Source organism: Streptomyces sp. NBC_00996, from assembly GCF_045162675.1.
Classification (GTDB): Bacteria; Actinomycetota; Actinomycetes; order Streptomycetales; family Streptomycetaceae; genus Streptomyces.
Genome location: NZ_CP108723.1, coordinates 9,209,597 through 9,227,202, shown reverse-complemented (window position 1 = coordinate 9,227,202; position 17,606 = coordinate 9,209,597). Strand labels below are relative to the sequence as shown.

At 69.0% G+C, this 17,606-nt stretch carries 11 protein-coding genes and 7 pseudogenes; 4 read left to right on the top strand and 14 right to left on the bottom strand.

Annotated features, from left to right (window positions below):
* Positions 1 to 6: 6 nt before the first annotated feature.
* From OG390_RS42770 to OG390_RS42715, 12 genes and pseudogenes are all read right to left on the bottom strand, one after another.
* On the bottom strand, positions 7 to 828 hold the full coding sequence (locus tag OG390_RS42770) for a hypothetical protein (RefSeq protein WP_406175497.1): 822 nt from the start codon (positions 826 to 828) through the stop codon (positions 7 to 9).
* Positions 825 to 2,420, bottom strand: coding sequence for an acyl-CoA ligase (AMP-forming), exosortase A system-associated (locus OG390_RS42765; RefSeq protein ID WP_406175496.1), 1,596 nt, complete (start codon positions 2,418 to 2,420; stop codon positions 825 to 827). Before OG390_RS42765 ends, OG390_RS42770 begins: the two co-directional genes overlap by 4 nt.
* Before the next feature lie 183 nt (positions 2,421 to 2,603).
* Positions 2,604 to 3,611: a TauD/TfdA family dioxygenase gene (locus OG390_RS42760; protein WP_406175494.1), complete on the bottom strand. Its 1,008-nt coding sequence runs from the start codon at positions 3,609 to 3,611 to the stop codon at positions 2,604 to 2,606.
* Between the two features lie 30 nt (positions 3,612 to 3,641).
* Positions 3,642 to 3,866, bottom strand: coding sequence for a phosphopantetheine-binding protein (locus tag OG390_RS42755; RefSeq protein WP_406178204.1), 225 nt, complete (start codon positions 3,864 to 3,866; stop codon positions 3,642 to 3,644).
* 7 nt (positions 3,867 to 3,873) lie between these two features.
* Positions 3,874 to 5,411 (bottom strand): annotated as a pseudogene (locus tag OG390_RS42750) (AMP-binding protein); the annotation flags it as partial.
* 10 nt (positions 5,412 to 5,421) lie between these two features.
* Positions 5,422 to 8,250, bottom strand: a complete 2,829-nt coding sequence (locus OG390_RS42745) for a Pls/PosA family non-ribosomal peptide synthetase (RefSeq protein ID WP_406175492.1) — start codon at positions 8,248 to 8,250, stop codon at positions 5,422 to 5,424.
* A gap of 901 nt (positions 8,251 to 9,151) precedes the next feature.
* Positions 9,152 to 9,364: pseudogene (locus tag OG390_RS42740) on the bottom strand (ISAzo13 family transposase); the annotation flags it as partial.
* Between the two features lie 55 nt (positions 9,365 to 9,419).
* Positions 9,420 to 9,554 (bottom strand): annotated as a pseudogene (locus tag OG390_RS42735) (transposase); the annotation flags it as partial.
* A 176-nt stretch (positions 9,555 to 9,730) separates the two neighbouring features.
* Positions 9,731 to 9,949: pseudogene (locus OG390_RS42730) on the bottom strand (ISKra4 family transposase); the annotation flags it as partial.
* Between the two features lie 14 nt (positions 9,950 to 9,963).
* A pseudogene (locus OG390_RS42725) lies at positions 9,964 to 10,644 on the bottom strand (ISAzo13-like element transposase-related protein); the annotation flags it as partial.
* Between the two features lie 142 nt (positions 10,645 to 10,786).
* Positions 10,787 to 11,551 (bottom strand): CbtA family protein, encoded by a 765-nt coding sequence (locus OG390_RS42720; protein ID WP_406175491.1) that lies wholly within the window; start codon positions 11,549 to 11,551, stop codon positions 10,787 to 10,789.
* A 57-nt stretch (positions 11,552 to 11,608) separates the two neighbouring features.
* Positions 11,609 to 11,833, bottom strand: coding sequence for a CbtB domain-containing protein (locus OG390_RS42715; protein ID WP_189192273.1), 225 nt, complete (start codon positions 11,831 to 11,833; stop codon positions 11,609 to 11,611).
* Between the two features lie 256 nt (positions 11,834 to 12,089).
* Here OG390_RS42715 and OG390_RS42710 point away from each other — a divergent pair, with 256 nt between their 5' ends.
* On the top strand, positions 12,090 to 12,662 hold the full coding sequence (locus tag OG390_RS42710; RefSeq protein ID WP_406175489.1) for a histidine phosphatase family protein: 573 nt from the start codon (positions 12,090 to 12,092) through the stop codon (positions 12,660 to 12,662).
* Positions 12,663 to 12,721: 59 nt separating this feature from the next.
* Here OG390_RS42710 and OG390_RS42705 read toward each other — a convergent pair.
* Positions 12,722 to 13,246 (bottom strand): annotated as a pseudogene (locus OG390_RS42705) (SMP-30/gluconolactonase/LRE family protein); the annotation flags it as partial.
* A 282-nt stretch (positions 13,247 to 13,528) separates the two neighbouring features.
* On the opposite strand from OG390_RS42705, the gene OG390_RS42700 reads away from it, so the two are divergent.
* The 3 genes and pseudogenes from OG390_RS42700 (at position 13,529) to OG390_RS42690 (ending at position 16,889) form a co-directional block, all read left to right on the top strand.
* Positions 13,529 to 14,065 carry a discoidin domain-containing protein gene (locus tag OG390_RS42700; RefSeq protein ID WP_406178202.1) on the top strand — a complete coding sequence of 179 codons (537 nt, stop codon included), beginning with the start codon at positions 13,529 to 13,531 and terminating at the stop codon, positions 14,063 to 14,065.
* Positions 13,966 to 14,423, top strand: a pseudogene (locus OG390_RS42695) (hypothetical protein); the annotation flags it as partial. The gene OG390_RS42700 and the pseudogene OG390_RS42695, both read left to right, overlap by 100 nt.
* 189 nt (positions 14,424 to 14,612) lie before the next feature.
* Positions 14,613 to 16,889, top strand: coding sequence for an FUSC family protein (locus OG390_RS42690; RefSeq protein ID WP_406175487.1), 2,277 nt, complete (start codon positions 14,613 to 14,615; stop codon positions 16,887 to 16,889).
* A 34-nt stretch (positions 16,890 to 16,923) separates the two neighbouring features.
* Here OG390_RS42690 and OG390_RS42685 read toward each other — a convergent pair whose 3' ends face one another.
* Positions 16,924 to 17,601, bottom strand: coding sequence for a TetR/AcrR family transcriptional regulator (locus OG390_RS42685; RefSeq protein WP_406175485.1), 678 nt, complete (start codon positions 17,599 to 17,601; stop codon positions 16,924 to 16,926).
* Positions 17,602 to 17,606: the final 5 nt, after the last annotated feature.

The following is a 17,606-nucleotide window of genomic DNA, read 5'->3' as shown; positions in this document are numbered from 1 at the left end:
TTCTCCTCATCGGTCGTGCAGACCCGGCGGCCTGCGATCTACACCAACACCTCCGTCGGTGTCGGATGGCCGAGGAACGCTGTGGGACTGGCCGTCATCCCTGACGTAGCGGACAGGCTGGGGGGCCGCGCCGGCGAGCCGCACGACGAGGTCAGCGGTCCTGCCGTGGGCCTCGGCAAGGATATCGGCGTACAAGTTCTGCAAGCCGGCGAACACATGAAAGCCGAGGATGTCGAGGTCCATCGCCGCCAGCCGGGTGAGGAGCGTGGGCACCTGCTCAGCGCCAACGCCGAACTGCTGCGAGCCGCCGCCGAGGCGCATGCTCGAGCCCTTGACCTGGAAGTCGGGATTGACGCGGATCGCGACGCGGGGTCGCACACCCAGCCGCTCCCCGATGGCCGCCACCCGCAACGCTTCAGTCTCCGATTCGAGGCTGATCGTCACCCTGGCTGCCACGGCGCGACTCAGCTCCGCGGGAGTCTTGCCTGGTCCTGCGAAGTTCACTCGGTCAGCAGGGATCGGCGTGTCCAGCGCGACAGCCATCTCGCCTGCCGATGCAACATCGAAGCCGTCGACCTGCCTGCTGAAGTGCTGCACCACGGCGGGCATCGGATTGGCCTTGACCGCGTAGCTGAGGTGGATGTCGTCCGGCAGGGCGCGGCGCAGTTCCTCGACACGCCGGGTGAGGCCGGTGCGCTCGTAGGCGAAGAATGGGGTGGCACCGGCGCGCTCAGCGAGCAACCTGACCGGGAGGCCGCCGATGTGAAGCATGCCGTCGGCGATCGCGAACTGGCTGATCGTGGGGTGCGCGTAGGCGACTGCGGTCATGCGGGCCCCTGAGGGCGGGAGGCGGTGAGCTGGTGACGAAGGAACGCCCGGTCGAACTTGCCGTTCGGCGATCGGGGCAGGACACTACGGACCACCACCTCGGCGGGCACCATGTAGCGGGGTAGTTCCTGCCGCAGGCGTGCGGTCACCGCGGCCGGGTCGAAGCCGGCGGGATCGCAGGGTGTCACGACGAGGACGATCCGGTGGCCAAGTGCCTCGTCCTCGAGGCCGAGCGCGACGGCATCGTGGACCAGGCCGGTCTCGTACGCCACTTCCTCGATCTCTTGCGGGCTGACCCGATACCCCGATGTCTTGATCATGTCGTCACGCCGTCCGACGAAGTACAGGAAGCCCTCCTCATCGCTGACGACGACATCGCCGGACCAGACCGCCAGCTCGGGCGTACACAGCTCGACCGGACGGTTCGGCGGCGGCCGGAACCGCTCGGCCGTGCGCTCCGCGTCATTCCAATAACCCAACGTGGCAAGCGGACCTCGGTGCACCAGCTCACCCGGCTCTCCCGGACCACACAGGCCGCCGTCCTCCCGGACCACGAGGATCTCGGCGTTCGGGATGGCCTTGCCGATCGAATCGGGCCGCCGGTCGACCTCCCGGGGATCGAGGTAGGTGGAGCGGAACGCCTCTGTGAGGCCGTACATCAGGTATGGCGCCGCGGTCGGGAAGATCGCTCGCAGTCGTTGCAGGGTAACGCGCGGGAGTCGCCCCCCAGTATTTGCGAAGTAGCGCACCCCGGCCACGGCCTCGGACGGCCACGTCTGCGCTGCGAGCTGGATCCACAGCGGCGGTACGCCCACCAGCCCGGTGATGCGGTGCTCCGCGCACAGCCGGACGACATCCCCCGGCAGCAGGTAATCAGCGAGCACCACGTGAGCGCCGACGCAGAAGCCGGTCGTCAATTGGCTCAATCCGGCGTCGAAGCTCAGCGGGAGAACGGCCAGGATCCGGTCCTCTGCCGTGTTGTTCAGGTAAGTGCTGACGCTCTCCGCGCCGACGACGAGGTTGCGGTGCGACAGCACGACGCCCTTCGGGGCCCCGGTGCTCCCCGACGTGTAGAGAATCGCGGCCACATCCGTGTCGACGCCACCCGTCGGAGGACACACGGCCTGGCTCGCGCGCTCGGCGACCTCCGACCAGGGGAGCACGCGGTAACGGGCTTCCTCGCCCTCAACAAGCGAGTCGCCCAGCACGAGGACGTGGGAGAGTGACTTGCAGGCGGCGAGCTCGGCGCGCAGGGCCCGCAGCCGGTCCGTGGAGGTCACCAGTACCCGCACGGCGCAGTCGTCGAGGATGTGCCTCACTTGCCTGGCCCGCAGCACGGGATTCACCGGGACGAACACGCCACCGGCCCGCGAGCAGGCGAGCAGCGCCACGACGGTCTCGATCCTCTTGTCGAGGAAGACCGCGACGCGCTCGCCACTATCGAGCCCGAGGTCGCGCAGGCCGGCGGCCGCGAGCTCCGTCCACTCGTGCAGATCGGTGTAGGAGATCGTGGTCGTCCGCGCGGTCAGGGCGGGCGCGCCGGGGTTGCGTTGGGCGGACCTCGCGACGAGGTCCGGCAACCGGATGATCATTTCGGCGGATTCCTTTCTGTTCCTTTCGCCTGGCAGCCGACGAGTCCCATCCCTCTGCCCTGCGCCGGCTCGTCTCCGAGGGCAGGGCCGGGATCGCCTGGGCGCTGGACGCGGGGGTTCGACAGCTCGCGCGGTGGACCTGAGCACCGGAGATGACGGCGAACGGTCGCACGAGGGACGTGGTCATCCAGCGTTCACCTTGACGGTCGGCGAGCAGTCGGCCAGGCGCACCGGGTCGATCATCCCGACCAGGACTTCACGCGGTCCGGTGAAGGGCTCCCTGCTGTGTGCGCTGCGGATGTTGTCGACGAGCATCAGATCGCCCGCCTGCCAGGGCTCCCGCATGGTTTTGGCCTTGTACACCTCGTTGAGCAGCTGCACGACGTCCTCGCCTATCGGGTCGCCGCCCCCGAAGCGGGTGGTGAACGGCAGCCCCTCGGCGCCGTAGGTGTCGACTAGGAACTCGTGCACCTCGGGGTCCAGCGTCCACTCGTTGAGGAAGGCGATCTGGTTGAACCAGCAGCGCCGCCCGGTGACCGGGTGCCGCACCACAGCGCTGCGGCGCTGCCAGGTGCACAGCCCTCCATCGGGTTGCCACTCGAACTCGATGGCATTGGCGCGGCAGTAGCTCTCGACCGCGCCACGGTCCTCGGTGCCGAACGCCTCGGCGACCGACGTGCCGATGTCCTCGTTGTAGTTGCGGACGAGCATCCAGCCCTCCCGCTCGAGCCGTTCAACGAGGTCACCGGGCAGCGCGTCGAGCGCGGCCGTCGAGTCCGCCACACCGGTCGCCCCGCCATTGGTGGGCGCGGACAGGCACGCGAAGAGCATCAGGCCGGGAAACTCGAGCCGGTAGCTCAGTTCGTGGTGCATGCACATCGGCTGGTTCGGCGGCCACTTCGAGGAGGAGTACACGCCCTCTGCGTAGGTCCGCCGGGAGGCGAAGGCCTCTCTCTCGGTCATCAGACCGGTGCGGGCCAGTTGGTGGAAGACGGCGACGGTCTCGGCCGCGTCGCGCAGCCCGAGGCCGCGGACCAGGACCGATCCGTGCTCGGCGACCACCGCGCGCAGCGCCACGCCGTGCTCGGCTGCCGAGCGCACCGCGTCGCCGGCAGGCCTGGTGTGCAGGATCGGCGGTTTGCCAGGTTGCAGGTCCACCTCGAGCAGCGCCGCCTGGGAAGAGGACGACATCTCATTTCTCCTTGATTCCTCGATGTCCACTCAGGAAGGAGCCACCGATTCGGTGACACACGGCACGCCCGGTGCTGTCTCGAGCCTGTCGTCGACCAGCACGGCCAGATCGGCGAGGACCGGGTGGTGGGTGAGGTCCTCGAGGAAGACTGCGCGGTCCATGGCGATCGCCGGCCGCACCGCCGACAGCGACGTGCCGCCCAGGTCGAAGAAGTGGTCCCGCCGGCTGATCTGGTCGGCCGGGAGGCCGAGCACCTTCACCCAGGTCTGGAAGCTTCCGGGGATACTGCTCGAGGTAGGTCAGCACGACCTCGAGATGGGACGGGACGACCTGCAGGACGCCGACCCGGCCGCGGACGATCGTGTCGACGTATCGCGCGACGTCGAGGAATACCTCCTGCTCGACGATCAGGGTTCGCCCCCCGACCAGGAGCGCCGACACCAGTTGCCACAGCGAGATGTCGAAGCACTGCGGCGCGGTCTGGGCGACCACGGGCGCGCCGTGCGCCGGGCCCACCCCAAGGTCGTCGATCTTGGCGTAAAGGTGGTTGAGCAGGCCGGCGTGCTCGCACATCGCCCCCTTGGGCTCGCCTGTGGAGCCGGAAGTGAAGTAGATGTAGGCGAGCTGATCGGCCGCCCCGGCGACGCCCAGGTCGTCGTCGGCGTGGCCCCCGGCGCAGCCCTCCTCGATGATGATCTTCTGCCCGCCGGGCAGCGTGTCGAGGGCCTTGTCGAGCATGGTGGTGCCGGGTTCGGTCAGCACCAGTGTGCACTCGGCCCGCGCCAGCGTGGTCGCGATCCGATCGGCCGGAAAATACGGCTCGATCGGCAGATACGTGCCACCGGCCTTGAAGATCGCGATGAGGGAGGCAATCCAGTCCAGGCTCCGCTCGGTCACCACCGCGACCACGCCCTCGCGGTTTGCAGCCCGCGCGCCAGCAGTGCCCGCGCCAGCCGGTTAGCGTGCGCGTTGAGCTCCCGGTAGGTCCACCGCTGGTCGCGGTGCACGGCCGTGACGGCGTCCGGGTGCATCCGCACGCGCTGCTCGAACAGCTCGTGGAACCGGCGGTCCGGCAGCTCCCGGCGCGGCCCGGCCGGCCGGTCGAGCTGGAAGCGCAGCTCCTCGTCCGACAGCAGGCTCGCCCGCCCGTGCTCGGCGCCCGGGTCGGCGACCATCAGCGCGAGGGCGGTGAGGTGGTAGCCGGCGATCCTCTCGGCGCTGCCCGCGTCGAGCGCGTCGGTGCGGTAGCGCAGGTGCAGCGCGAGGCGGCCGCCGGGGGTCGCGAGCGCCACCCGGAGCACAGCGTCCTCGGCGAGGTCAGTGCTGATCTTGCCGCCGGTGTCGAGGCTGTCGATCGGGTCGAACTCGGTCTCGAACGCCGGCCCGGCCACGCCCAGCTCGCGCATGAGCTCGTCCACCGCGAAGTCCCTGTGCTGTAGCGGGCCCGACTCGACCCGAGCGGTGTCCTGCAGCAGCGACCGCCAGGAGCGGGCTTCGGTCGTGAGCGGGCAGGGCAGCGACCGCCCACCGGGCCCGGCCGTGTAGCCGATCACCACGTCCTGCTCGCCGGACAGCGCCGCCAGCACCTTCGCGTGCGCGGCCAGCGCCACCGAGTGCAGCGGCAGCTCCAGTTCATAGGCCAGCCGGCGCACGCGTGCCGCGAGGTCGTCATCAAGTGTCGCGACGTGCTCGGCGACGCCCGGTGCCGGGTCGAGCGTCCACCGCGGGATCGCGGTCGCGCGGCCCGCGCGCAGGACAGCCCGCCAGAACTCCCGGCCGGTTTCAACCCGATTGTCCATCGAATCGTCCCTACGTTCCACGTTTGCCGGGTGTCAGTCGCCGCGGACGAGCACGGCGGCGCAGTCGTCGAGGCTGATCCTGCGCACCTGAAAGGTCAACCGACTGCTCGCGCATCTTCTTGGCCGGGTTCCCGCCCCACAGCGCGTGCGGTGGCATTTCCTCGCCCTTCATGAGGAAGGAGCTGGTGGCAAGCACCGCGCCGTCGCCCATTGTCACGCCGTAGTGGACGAATGCGCCGACACCGAGCGTGCAGCCGGCACCGATCACGATGCGGTCCGACTTGAATCCTCCGTCCTCCTGCGAGTGGCACTGAATGATGGTGTCCACATTGAGGGTGCAGTCGTCCCCGATCGTGGTGAACGTCCGCTCGGGCACGCGGAGGCCGTCGTCGAAGACCCGGCGGCCGATCCGCATACCCAGCAGCCGCCAGATCACGTTCTTGAGCGGGGTGCCGTTGAAGACGAGGACATAGGCGAGGGAACTCATTTTCCAGAAGCGTTCGTGCCGCCAGAAGGCGCGGTCGTAGATCGAGCAGCCCTGCGGCCGCAAGGCCTGCAGCGACCGGACCAGCCGGTCGACCAGGACGTTGTAGGCGACGGTGAAGACGAAGACCCCGGCGGTGGCCAGTCCAAACGCGAGCGCACCCAGGGAGGCCCAGAGGTCAATGGCGGCCAGGTAGAGCACGGTGACGATGAAGATGAAGATCCAGCGCACCAGCAGGAACAGCGCCATGCTGATGGTGTTGTAGACGTTCTTGGCCCGGAGCCGGCGGCGCAGCTCGTCCTTGCTCCCCACGTCGAGCTGCATGTCACGCTTGACGGACCGCGGGATCTCGAAGCTGGGCGCGCCCAGCAGGCCCACGCCTTCCCGCACCTGTCCGTCGACGGGAGCCATGACCTTCGTCGCGAGGAGGCAGTTGTCGCCCGTCTTGCCCTGCGCGGGATAGGCGATCATGTTCCCAAGGAAGTTCACTGCCCCAATCGACACGCGGGACACCCGGAACGACGTGTTCGAGAAATCGGCATTGATGATGGACAGCCCGTCCGCGACCATCGTTCCGCTGCCGACCGCGCTGAGGAACGGGGTGTCGTGCTTGACCATTTCGCCGAAGTTCGAACCGGTCTGCCGCACCCCGCGAAGGTCGTAGCCCAGCCAACGCAGGTAGTGGACGATGTAGGAGGTGCCACCGAAGAGAGTTACGTAGAACCTGCTGTTGCTCGTGCGGGCGATCGCGCGGTGGATCCAGTAGTGGAATCCGTACAGCGGGTAGACCTTGTCCGGCTTGATGAAGAGGTTCAGCACGCGCGGAACGGTTCCCACGAACACGAGGCCGACGAGCACGGCGCCGAAGAAGGGCACGGCGGATATGACCAGCGCGTCGTCGCGGTAGAACGCCCAGCTCGTGAAGGAGACCGGTCCCACGGCCAACAGCGTGACGAGCTGCGAGACCTTCGTGAGCGCGAGGACCACGATGACGAACGTCAGCGGCGTACCCACCAGAAGCAGGTTCACCAGCTGCACGGTCGCGAAGACGACCCGTCGCCGGGTGCTGACGTCCATCGTGGGGATCCGCTGGCGGTCAACGTCGGTCGGCTGCGCGGGGGAGCCGTGCCAGGGCTCCCCGTCGGGCACGGTCTGTCCGGCGTGCAGCGAGGAGGAGTGCCCCAGCTGGGCCCCGTCACCCAGCGAGGTCCAGATGTCGAGCACCGTCATCTCGCCGACGAGCGCGTCCTTGCCGAGGCTGACCGCGCCCGTCTGGATGATGCCGTTGTGGGCCCGGTAGCCGTTGAAGAACGAATCCTTCCGGATCACCGCGCCGTCGCCGATGCTGAGCAGGTCGGTGCACACGGGCACGTTCCTGGAGAAGATGACGGCGCCGCGCCCGACCTTCGCGCCCAGTGCCCTCAGGTAGAGCACGTAGAGCGGTGAACCGACGAACAGCGCCATCGGGTTCCGCTGGACCAGGGTCTTGACGAGCCAGAAGCGGAAGTACGCCATGCTCCAGACGCGGATCTGCTGCGGCTTCCACCGGCCAATAAGCACCCACTTGAGCAGGATCGGAAGGGCGCAGAGGCCGAGGAACATCGCGCCGCCGTACGCGACCGCCCGCAGGTAGGTGTCGACCAGGTTCGGACTGGCCAAAACCCATTCGTAGCCCTTCACCGCGACGATCGTGGTAAGGGCGGGGTAGCCGAGGAGGAAAAGGAGCTGCAACGCCCCGCAGAAGACGTACTCACCATTGCGCGCCCGCCTCGGCGGCTCAATGAGAGCCGCCGGAGTTGCTGGCTGCGTGGCAGGTCTGGTTTTGGTGTCGGTTTTGGTGTTGTCGAGGGCGGCTGCAAGCCTTCGAATCGTCGGGTGCTTGTAGACGTCCGGCATCGACACCGACGGCAGGTCGGCCTGCTTGCGCACCCGGGCGCAGAAACGGGCCATCAGCATCGAGTCGGCACCGAGGTCATCGAAGAAGTGGCTGTCAACTGACACCTGCTCGGTACCCACGATATCGGCCAGCACCACCGCGAAGCGTTGCTCGCACTTGGCGAGAGTGGTCAGATTGTCAGCCGGATCAGCGGCCAAGACGTCGCTGGCGAGGGCGGCTGCAAGCCTTCGAATCGTCGGGTGCTTGTAGACGTCCGGCATCGACACCGACGGCAGGTCGGCCTGCTTGCGCACCCGGGCGCAGAAACGGGCCATCAGCATCGAGTCGGCACCGAGGTCATCGAAGAAGTGGCTGTCAACTGACACCTGCTCGGTACCCACGATATCGGCCAGCACCACCGCGAAGCGTTGCTCGCATTTGGCGAGAGTGGTCAGATTGTCAGCCGGATCAGCGGCCAAGACGTCATGAGAGTTCCCCATCAGCTGGGTCCCTTGAAAAATCAGAGTGGCCGATGCAGGCGCGCTCAACTACATGAACGAGATCCACGCACTTGCCTGGACTGCTATGGGAGCTGAGGCCGGAACACAGCTAAGTGATCGCCCACCTTGACCGTGGCGGTTTTGGCTGGCCCTACTCAATGGTCTGATCCGGCCGACTAGATCGACAATATTGCGCACGCGCAACGCCTCCCTCGACCGCAGCGGCAAGGGGCTGGCCGATGTATCTTCCGTCCCCATCAGCAACCGCCGCTGCCGTTCATCCAGGTGCGGAAAGATCACACCGGACTTCGCGGCCAGTCCCGCCTCGATCCCCTACCCCGTCCCGGTAGCGCAATCCTGGTCTCCTGCAACAGCGGCCGCCAGGAACAGAAGACCACGGGTCTTTTCTCACGGTACGACTGTGTGCGCAAGGGGGCGAGCTGACGCCCGCCGAGCAGGAGAGGCGGGAGCGGGTGCGGCTGGGGGCGGCCAAGCGGTTCGAGGCCGCGGAACTTGTAATCGGTTGATCGAGGTGTCGCCTTGTCAGGCTGACATGTAGCCAGCGCGTAACCTCGGGGTCTCCACCCCGGCCTATGAGGCTCCTGCGCGCTTGGATCCATGCCTCCAGGGTTACTGGCCCCGATCTTGGTCGTGAGTTGGCGCAGATCGGAGGTGGCTGAAACGGCGGGCCGCCGCCCCGGTTACGGCACGGTCAGTGGCCTCGACCGCGTCGCATCCCGGTGAGTCTGAGGCGGCGGGCCAGTTCGTCCACCGCGGCGCGCTCGGTCAGGTTCGCGCGTACGCCCAAGGAGATGCCCACGTCGGGGTCGTCGAGTGTCGGCGTCATCACGGCGACGCCGACGAACGGGGTGGCTTCGGGCAGCGGCTCGGCCCCGGCTTCGAGTTCGAACACGCCCTTGCGGACGGTCGTCTCGCTGACCCTGGCCGTCTGCGCGACCAGGCGCACACCTCCGTGGCCAAGCAGCCGGGCCTCGGTCGCCAGCGCTAGCCGCTGCTGACGATCGTTCAGATGAGGGAGCAGGGCCTCGAACCGTCGCGCCAGTTGCCCGCGAACCTCGTCGGATATTCGCATAGCACATCAACGAGATCGTTCCTGCGAAGCAACGCGTTGATTCTTGACGGCTTCAGTGGACAATGCACGTCTGCACGATCGTGCGAGGCCAGACGGTCTCGACCGCGTCGGGCAGGCCCTTGAGTCCATCGCAGACGAGCATGAGGACGTCCTCTACACCGCGGTTCTTCAGCTCGGTGAAGACCTGCAGCCGGCTGTTCTGCGCTGCTTGTCAAGTGGGGTGCAGGCGTGAGGGACTGGCTCATCGCTGTGGGCGGGTTGACGATCTTCGATATGGGCCGATCATGCTGTGCGGACGGCATTCCCGGGCGGCGCTTACTCATGTAGTCGCGGTGGGTGCGGCTCCTTCCAAGGAAAGGCCGTTGATCAGGCGCCGAGTTGGTAGTGGTGCTGGTCGGGGCAGGTGCGCTGGTGCTGGCGGGTGTGGTGGTAAGCGAGGTAGGCGTCGAGGTCGCCGTTGGCGTGGACGGCGCGAAGTTTGAGGACGGCTTCGGCGCCGGCGAGGACCCAGCGTGCGCCTGTGACGTCGAGGCGGTCGCCGATCAAGTGCCTGCAGGCTCCCTCGACCGAGCCGGTTGCGATCGGCCAGGGCCCGTCGATTAATTAGTGGTGTGTGTCGTGTCAACTGGTCGTTGATGCCGTGTGCATGACATGTCTGGCGAGCTGGTGCAGGGGTCGACGAGGTGGATGGGTAGCGGCTCGGTGTGGTGTCCGTGCTGCTGAAGCAGGGGGCGGGCCTGTTGTGGGAGGGCGCGCATCTGGTTCTCGCCGATGCGGAAGAGGTGGGCGATCAGCGAGCAAAGCAGTCCACGCTGGTCGAGGACGGCGGCCCAGGCCATGTTCTCGACGGCGAGTTTGCGGTGGCGGGGGCGCTGCTTCGGCGGCAGCGCGTCGACGAGTTCGCGTACTTGGGCGACGAGTTGGTCGAGGACGTCGCGTGGCATGCCGGTCAGCACGGGGTGGGTGGCCAAGGCGGAGTCGAAAGTGTGGGCAAGGCGGGGGTGGGCCCGGCGGCCGGGCGGCTGGAGCGGCACAGCGGGGACGTCGGCCTGGGGTGGGATGGTGTAGTTCCACTCGCCGTGGAACTCATCGGGGTTAATGGTGAGCGCGGCGGCGTGCTGGGCGTCGATCTCGATGCCGGTGGGGTGGACGCCCTCGTCCAGGCGGGCGGTCACGCGCCGGCCGCCACTTGTGGTGGTGGCCGCGATCAGGCTGAGGGCGACCTCGAAGCTGGTCAGCGGGCGGGCGCGCCAGTTCATCGAAATGAACGAGAACAGGCGCAAGCTGCGTAACAACTCAGGAGTCAAGGACTCTGACACGCAAGAGCCTCACCGCGGCCTTCACGTCCCGCTCGCCCAACGCCGTCGCGCCGTCCGGCGTGCCGAAGGCAGCCTGACGGCGCAAGGGAGTTGAGCGTGTGGGTCAGTGCGCCGCGGTTGCGGCGCCGGTCGTCGTGCCGGTGGTGGTGGCTGCCACCGGACGCGGTGACAGGAGACGTTCGGCGAGGTGGCCGAAGACCAGGCCGAAGGACACCCACAGCGTGGTCTGGATGGCCAGGGCCGCCAGGCGGAACTGCCACAGCAGGGTCGCCGAGAAGTCCTTGGGCACTTCGTTGATCGCGGGCAGGAAGGCGTAGGCGAGACCGACGGCCGCGACGAAGGCCGCCGCCGCGGCCACCGTGGCGTACCAGTTGCCCAGGCGCGGGGCCAGGCGCTTGCCGAGGATCGTCGCCGCGACGGCGAGGAGCACGCTCAGCGCGACCATCAGGAAGTACAGCGTGGTGCGCTTGCCGATGGTGTCGGGGTCTCCCACCGACGGCGGGTTGGCCGGGTACTTCAGGAACGGCACGACGTATACGGCGATCAGCGCGCCCATGGAGACCAGGGCCGCTGTGGCGCGCGGACCGAAGCGGCCGATGCGGCCCAGGGCTACGCAGACGGCAAGGCCCGCGATGCCGCCGATGGCGACGCCGTAGATCAGGACACCGGTGGCCAGACCGGCGGTCGACTGCATGGTGCGGCTGACGAGTTCGACGCCGTGCTCATGGCTGTGGCCGTCCTCGTAGGCGATGGCGGAGTCCACGCGAGGCTCGCCGAGCAGGTAGGCGACGATCAGCGCCAGCACGCCGGCCGCGAGGCCGGCGAGCATGCCGCGGACGAGTAGCGCCCTTACCGATATGGAGTTCATGATTTCTCTTCGATTCCCCTGGGGACGAGGCCGAGACTGTGAGCGGTGTCAGCTGTGTCAGTGGCAGGGGAAGCCGAGCAGGTGGCGGCCGTCGTGCACCCACTCGTGCACGTTCTCGCCGGAGATCAGGGCGGTGGCGCCCTGCTCGGCACCCACGAAGTACAGGAGGATCAGCGCGAGGATGCCGATGAAGGCGGCCCACGGCGCGATCGCCTTGAGGGAGATGGGGGTGATCTCCGACACCTGGGGTGCGCTCGGCGCGGGAATGGCGGACTGGGCCATGGGAGAACCTCCTGGGAACAACGCGTCCCGGTCATTGGTGCACTTCCGACGGCCTGGGTCTGACTCGCCCGGCGGCGGCCCCGGAGTGCGGGTCCTGTGCCGGACATACAGTGGCGCGACCGTGCCGGGTTCTCACCGGACTTCCATACGCCGTCGATGTCCATGAGACCGTAGCGCGCGGCGGCCACGGCCGCTACGGCGCACGTGGCGGAATGTGCGCCCCTACGTGGGCGAATCGGGACAGATGAAAGGAAAGTTGGTGGCGCGTATCACCATGCTGTCACCGGCGGTCAACGCGGCCCTGCGACAGGTCCGGTTCGATGACGCGCCGCTGGACGAGTCGGCCGCGCGGCGGGCCCGTGCGGCCGCGAGTGCTCTGCCGCCGCACGAAGTGATGTGCGCCGCCCCGTCGCAGCGGTGCCGCGGTACCGCCGAAGCCCTCGGCCTGGATGCCGCTGTGGTAAGGGAGTTGCGGGATCTCGATGTGGGTCGTTGGCGGGGCCGATCGCTGGACGCCGTCGCCCAGGAGGCGCCGGAGGAGGTGGCCGAGTGGCTGGACGATCCGGCGGTGGCGCCGCACGGCGGTGAGTCGGTGCTGGATCTGGTGGACCGCGTGGGGAACTGGCTGGAGTCGTGGTCCGGGCACGGCGGGCTGATCCTCGCCGTCGCCGAGCCCGCCGTCGTGCGGGCGGGCCTTGTGCACGCTCTCGCGATCCCGGCGCAGACCTTCTGGCGGCTCGACGTGGCCCCGCTGAGTGTGACGGAGCTCAGCGGCCGGTCGGGGCGGTGGAATCTGCGCTGCGGGCGGCCGTTGACCGCAGCGGGGTAACGAGTGGTGTGGCCACGCCGACCTCACCGCGTGTCCCTGCTCATCGTGGGTTCTCCCTCGTCCGGCAGATACCGGCGTACCTCTCCCGTGCCCCACACGGCGACCCAGACGGCTCCTTCGACATCGACCACCATGCCGTCGGGGCTGCCTTCGTCCACGGTGACGAACGCCTCCGGTGCGCCGAGGCGGGCGGTCACCGGGTCGACCGGAAAGCGCCGGATGATCCCCCGGGCACTGTCGGCCAGGTACATGGTGCGGCCGTCGGCGGTGAACGCGGGCCCGTTCGGCACAGTGATGCCGTCAAGGACGCGGACCACCGTGCCGTCGTGGTCCACCCGGTAGAGCGCGCCGACGCCCTCGTCGGCCTCGTAGGACATGCTGCCCGCCCAGAACCGGCCGCAGGGATCGGCGGTGGCGTCGTTCATGCGCATCGGCAGCGGAGCCGCCGCCTCGGGGCGCGCCAGCCACGTCGTGGAGCCCTCGGGGGCGAGCAGGCAGATCCCCGTCCCGGCCGCGGCGATCCAGGTGCCGGGACGGTCGGCGACGGGCGCCACCGCTCCCAGAGGTTCCGGCAGTTGAGCCAGTAGGGACGTCGCATCTGGCTCGAGTTCGACCCCCGCCCCGCACCCCCAACTGCGATTGCACGAGCGAAGTTGGGGTGGCCCAACGGCTACGGCGACCCCGCCCTGCACGAGCTGACCCTCGCCGCCTCCGTCGCGGGCGAGGAGAGCGACCGGCGGACCACCCGCTTCGGGATCCGCCAGTACGGCTACGAGTACGACGTGCCGTTGACGTTCCAGTCCGGCAGCGACGCGTACGCGCAGACGGTGAACTTCGCGCGTCAAAAGGCCCGTTACGTCAGGATCATGTGCCGTACGCGCGCCACGAGTTGGGGATCGTCGATGTGGAATCTGACCGTCTCGGACAGCTCCGCACCCGACACCGACCTCGCCCTGCGCAAGAAGGCCACCGCCTCCTCCGTCGACGACGCGGCCAACCAGCCGGGCAACGCGACGGACGGCGATGCGGGCACCCGCTGGTCCTCCGTCTTCGAGGACGACCAGTGGATCCAGGTCGACCTGGGGTCCAGCGTCTCGTTCGACCGCGTCGTCATCCTGTGGGAGCAGGCCTACGCCAAGACGTACACCCTCCAGGTCTCCGACGACGGCGACAGCTGGAGGGATGTGAAGTCGGTCGACAACTCCCCCGTGCCACTCAAGATCAGTGTCAACGGTGTGCGCGTCTTCTGCCGCGGCGGAAACTGGGGCTGGGACGAACTGCTGCGACGCATGCCCGCCGAGCGGATGGACACAGCCGTGCGGATGCATCCAGCGATCTCACCGGCAAGGTCGACATCCCGGTCCTCACGCTCCACGCGATCGACGACCCGACGGCATTCGTAGAACACGAGGCGGCCTACCGCGCCACTCTGCAGGGCAGCCATCGGGACAAGTTCTGGTGCAGACGTTCACCGGGGAGCACGACCACAGTCAGCTGAGCACCTCCGAATACGCCGACTCCATTTCAGCCCTGGACATGTGGGTGCGTACCGGGAAGAAGCCCACCCCGAAGTCGATCGCGGCATCGTGCGCGACGTTCGACAGCGTCTACGGCACCGGATGCTTCTACGACCCGGGGTTCCGCCCCTCGCCCTACGCGTCGCGCGTCGCCGCCCGCCCGGGCGGACTCGACTGGCCGGCCATGACCACGGCGCAGGAGAGAGCCTGGAGCCGTATCGACGGTGTCGGCATAGCCCCGTAGGACGTCGCACCCCGGGAGGGTCCGCCGACACATCGAGTGGCGAGACGCACCGGTGCGGCCACGCCACACGGATCACCCGACCGGCGGTCCCTTGCCCTGCTTGGCGTCACCGACTCTGCGCAGGCCCCGGCCCGGGCAGATACTCGAGGACGGGGTACGCACGGCGGGCGGCAGGAGGTGTGCGAGCGGATGCAGACATCTGGCCGGGGCCTCACGTGGCTGCGCGCCCACGATCCGGAGTTGGCCGCGACCCGCCGAGCCGCACGTACCGCGCTGGTGATGCCTGCCCTGTTCGCACTGTGCAGCCAGGTGCTGCACGCGCCGACGATGGCGACCTACGCGGCCTTCGGCTCGTTCTCGATGTTGTTGCTGGTCGAGTTCACCGGCCCGATGGTGCAGCGGCTGCGCGCCCACGTGGGCCTGGCGGTGGCGTGGGCGGCGCTCATCTGTCTGGGCACGCTCGTGGCCCGCGAGACCTGGCTCGCGGTCACCGTCACCGTCCTGCTCGGCTTCCTGGTGCTCTTCCTGGGCGTGGTCAGTTCCGTCCTCGCGGGGGCGACCACCGCCCTGCTGCTGGCCTTCATCCTGCCGGTGACCTCGCCCGCGCCGCTGTCGCAGCTACCCGACCGGCTCGCCGGAGCGGGCCTTGCCACCGCCGGCACCATGCTCGCGATCTCCCTGCTGTGGCCCCGCCCCACCGCCGACCCGCTCTGCGCGCCCGCCGCCCGTGTCTGCCGCGCGGCCGCGGCACAGTTGCGCGCCGATGCGTCTCATCTGGCCGCAGAGCCCGACGCTCCGAGCGCCGAGCAGTGCGAGGCCACCGCCGATCAGGTCACCGCCGCGGCATCCGAGCTGCGTACCGCCTTCGACGCCACCCCCTACCGGCCCACCGGACTGTCCACCAGCTCCCGCGCCCTGGTCCGCCTGGTCGACGAACTCACCTGGCTGTGCACCATCGTGGCCGACAGCGGCCCCCCGGATCACGCCCAGCCGCCGTGCGACCCCGAGGCACACGTCGTCCGGCGGGTCGCCGCCGCGGTCCTGGACCGGGCGGCCGACCTGCTCGAAGATCCGTACGGCGCACTCGACGCGCTCCGCACCTCGTCGGCCGACCTGAACGAGGCCATCACCGGCATGGAGCGCAGCGCCACCACCCGCCTCCCCCTACACCCGCCCAGAGCCGGCACGGAGTGGGAACCCCGCGCCTTCATCGAAAGCCTGGACCTGTCATTCCGCGCCCAGGAGCTGGGCTTCGCAACCCTCCAGATCGCAGGCAATGTGGACCTGGCCGCGGCGGCCCAGCGACGCAGCTGGCCGGATCGGCTGCTCGGCCGCGAGCCCGGCGCCCTCGCCCGACCGCTGGCGTCGGCCCGCGAACGGGCCGTCGCCCACCTGAAGCCGCACTCGGTCTGGCTGCACAACAGCCTCCGGGGAGCGATCGGCCTGGGCATCGCGGTCACTCTGGCGAACCTGACCAGCGTTCAGAACTCGTTCTGGGTCATCCTGGGAACCCTCTCGGTGCTGCGCTCGAACGCGCTCAACACCGGGCAGAACGCGGTTCGCGCCGTGGGCGGCACCATCGTCGGGTCGCTCATCGGGGCCGGATTGCTGCACCTCATCGGCCATCACGGCACCGCGCTCTGGTTCCTGCTCCCCCTCGCCGTCCTGGTCGCCGGCATCGCCCCCACCGTCATCTCCTTCGCCGCCGGCCAGGCAGCCTTCACCATCACCCTGGTCATCCTGTTCAACATCGGCCAGAACCCGGACTGGCACATCGTGCTGCTGCGCACCCAGGACATCGCCCTCGGCTGCGCGGTGAGCGTGCTGGTGGGCCTGTTCTTCTGGCCGCGCGGCGCCGCGGCCGCCGTCGACCAGGCGCTCGCCGAGGCGTACACGGACAGCGCCCGCTATCTGGCCGGCGCGGTCGACTACGCGGTCGGCCGCTGCGGCTCCAGCCCCGTGGCAGCCGATGTCCCACTGCAGGAGAGACGCCAAGCGGCCGCCGCGGCCCGAAGACTGGACGACGCCTTCCGCAGCTACCTCGCCGAACGCGGACCCAAACGCCTGCCACTGGCGGACATGACCACCCTGGTCACCGGCATCGTCGGACTGCGCCTCGCCGCCGACGCGGTGCTCGGACTGTGGCAACGCAGCGACGAGCGGCACACCGAAGTCGACCGGGCCGAGGCTCGCCTCGTACTGATGGGTACCGCCGGTCGAGTGTCCGCCTGGTACCGCGACCTGGCCACGAGCCTCGGCCGGCACACCACGCTCCCCGATCCACTGCCACGCAACCCTGCGGCCGAGGCACGTCTGGTCGACTCGCTCCGGCGCGACCTGTGGGACGAGAGCGGGCAGGCCACGGACACAGCCGTCCGCATCATCTGGACCGCAGACCACCTCAACGCCGCCCGCCGCCTCCAGCCGAGCCTGGCCGCAGCCGCGAGGCCGGACAGACCGTCCTGACCACGGGAGCAACCCGCGCTGTCCCCGCCGTCCGTCATGCCGCATCGCCGCTTCTCGGCTCCGGTGGGGCCGCGTGCCACAGCGTGCGCAGTTCCTGCCAGTCCGGTGCGGGCCCGGTGAGGTCCCGCGTCGGGGACCGGGTGTGTGGTGGACGGCGCCTGAGCCCGTCCACCACCGCGTCGAGGTATCTCAGGCGCAGTTCGCGCGAGCGCGGCGCGATCGTGGGGAGCAGGATCTCCAGATGGACGAGCAGCAGGAGTACGTCGGCCGACACGACATCGGCTCGCAGCGCCCCTTCCCGCTGCGCCCGGTCCACGATGACCTCGACTGCTTCGTGCAGGCGGACCGTCGCGTCCTCGATGTCGTCCGTGCCCGGCAGCCGGCCACCGATCTGCGGCAGCAGGCACCCCGGCTCGGTGATCAGGGCGCGGCTCATGAAACCGAAGAGGGCCTGCCAGCCGTCGGGCGCCTCGTCGGCGGCCGCTCGGGCGGTGTCGGTGAGGCGGTTCATGGCGGTGAGGCGCATGTGCTGTGCCGATTCCTCCTTGCAGGTGCAGCGGCGGTGAACGGTTCCCATGCCCACGTCGGGCCGCCGGGCGATGTCCGACACGGATGCCTTCCACCCCAGTTCCGCGAAGGCAGTGCGGGCAGCGCTCAAAAGCCGCGCGTCGTTGCGCTCCGCCTCTCGGCGACGTCCTCGTTCGGGGCACATCAGCG

What these genes read in the sequence shown, in the direction of transcription:
- OG390_RS42700 (WP_406178202.1), top strand. Translation starts at nt 13,529, where the DNA reads ATGTGCCGTACGCGCGCCACGAGTTGGGGATCGTCGATGTGGAATCTG.
- OG390_RS42685 (WP_406175485.1), bottom strand. Translation starts at nt 17,601, where the DNA reads ATGTGCCCCGAACGAGGACGTCGCCGAGAGGCGGAGCGCAACGACGCG.
- OG390_RS42760 (WP_406175494.1), bottom strand. Translation starts at nt 3,611, where the DNA reads ATGTCGTCCTCTTCCCAGGCGGCGCTGCTCGAGGTGGACCTGCAACCT.
- OG390_RS42770 (WP_406175497.1), bottom strand. Translation starts at nt 828, where the DNA reads ATGACCGCAGTCGCCTACGCGCACCCCACGATCAGCCAGTTCGCGATC.
- OG390_RS42720 (WP_406175491.1), bottom strand. Translation starts at nt 11,551, where the DNA reads ATGAACTCCATATCGGTAAGGGCGCTACTCGTCCGCGGCATGCTCGCC.
- OG390_RS42765 (WP_406175496.1), bottom strand. Translation starts at nt 2,420, where the DNA reads ATGATCATCCGGTTGCCGGACCTCGTCGCGAGGTCCGCCCAACGCAAC.
- OG390_RS42690 (WP_406175487.1), top strand. Translation starts at nt 14,613, where the DNA reads ATGCAGACATCTGGCCGGGGCCTCACGTGGCTGCGCGCCCACGATCCG.
- OG390_RS42715 (WP_189192273.1), bottom strand. Translation starts at nt 11,833, where the DNA reads ATGGCCCAGTCCGCCATTCCCGCGCCGAGCGCACCCCAGGTGTCGGAG.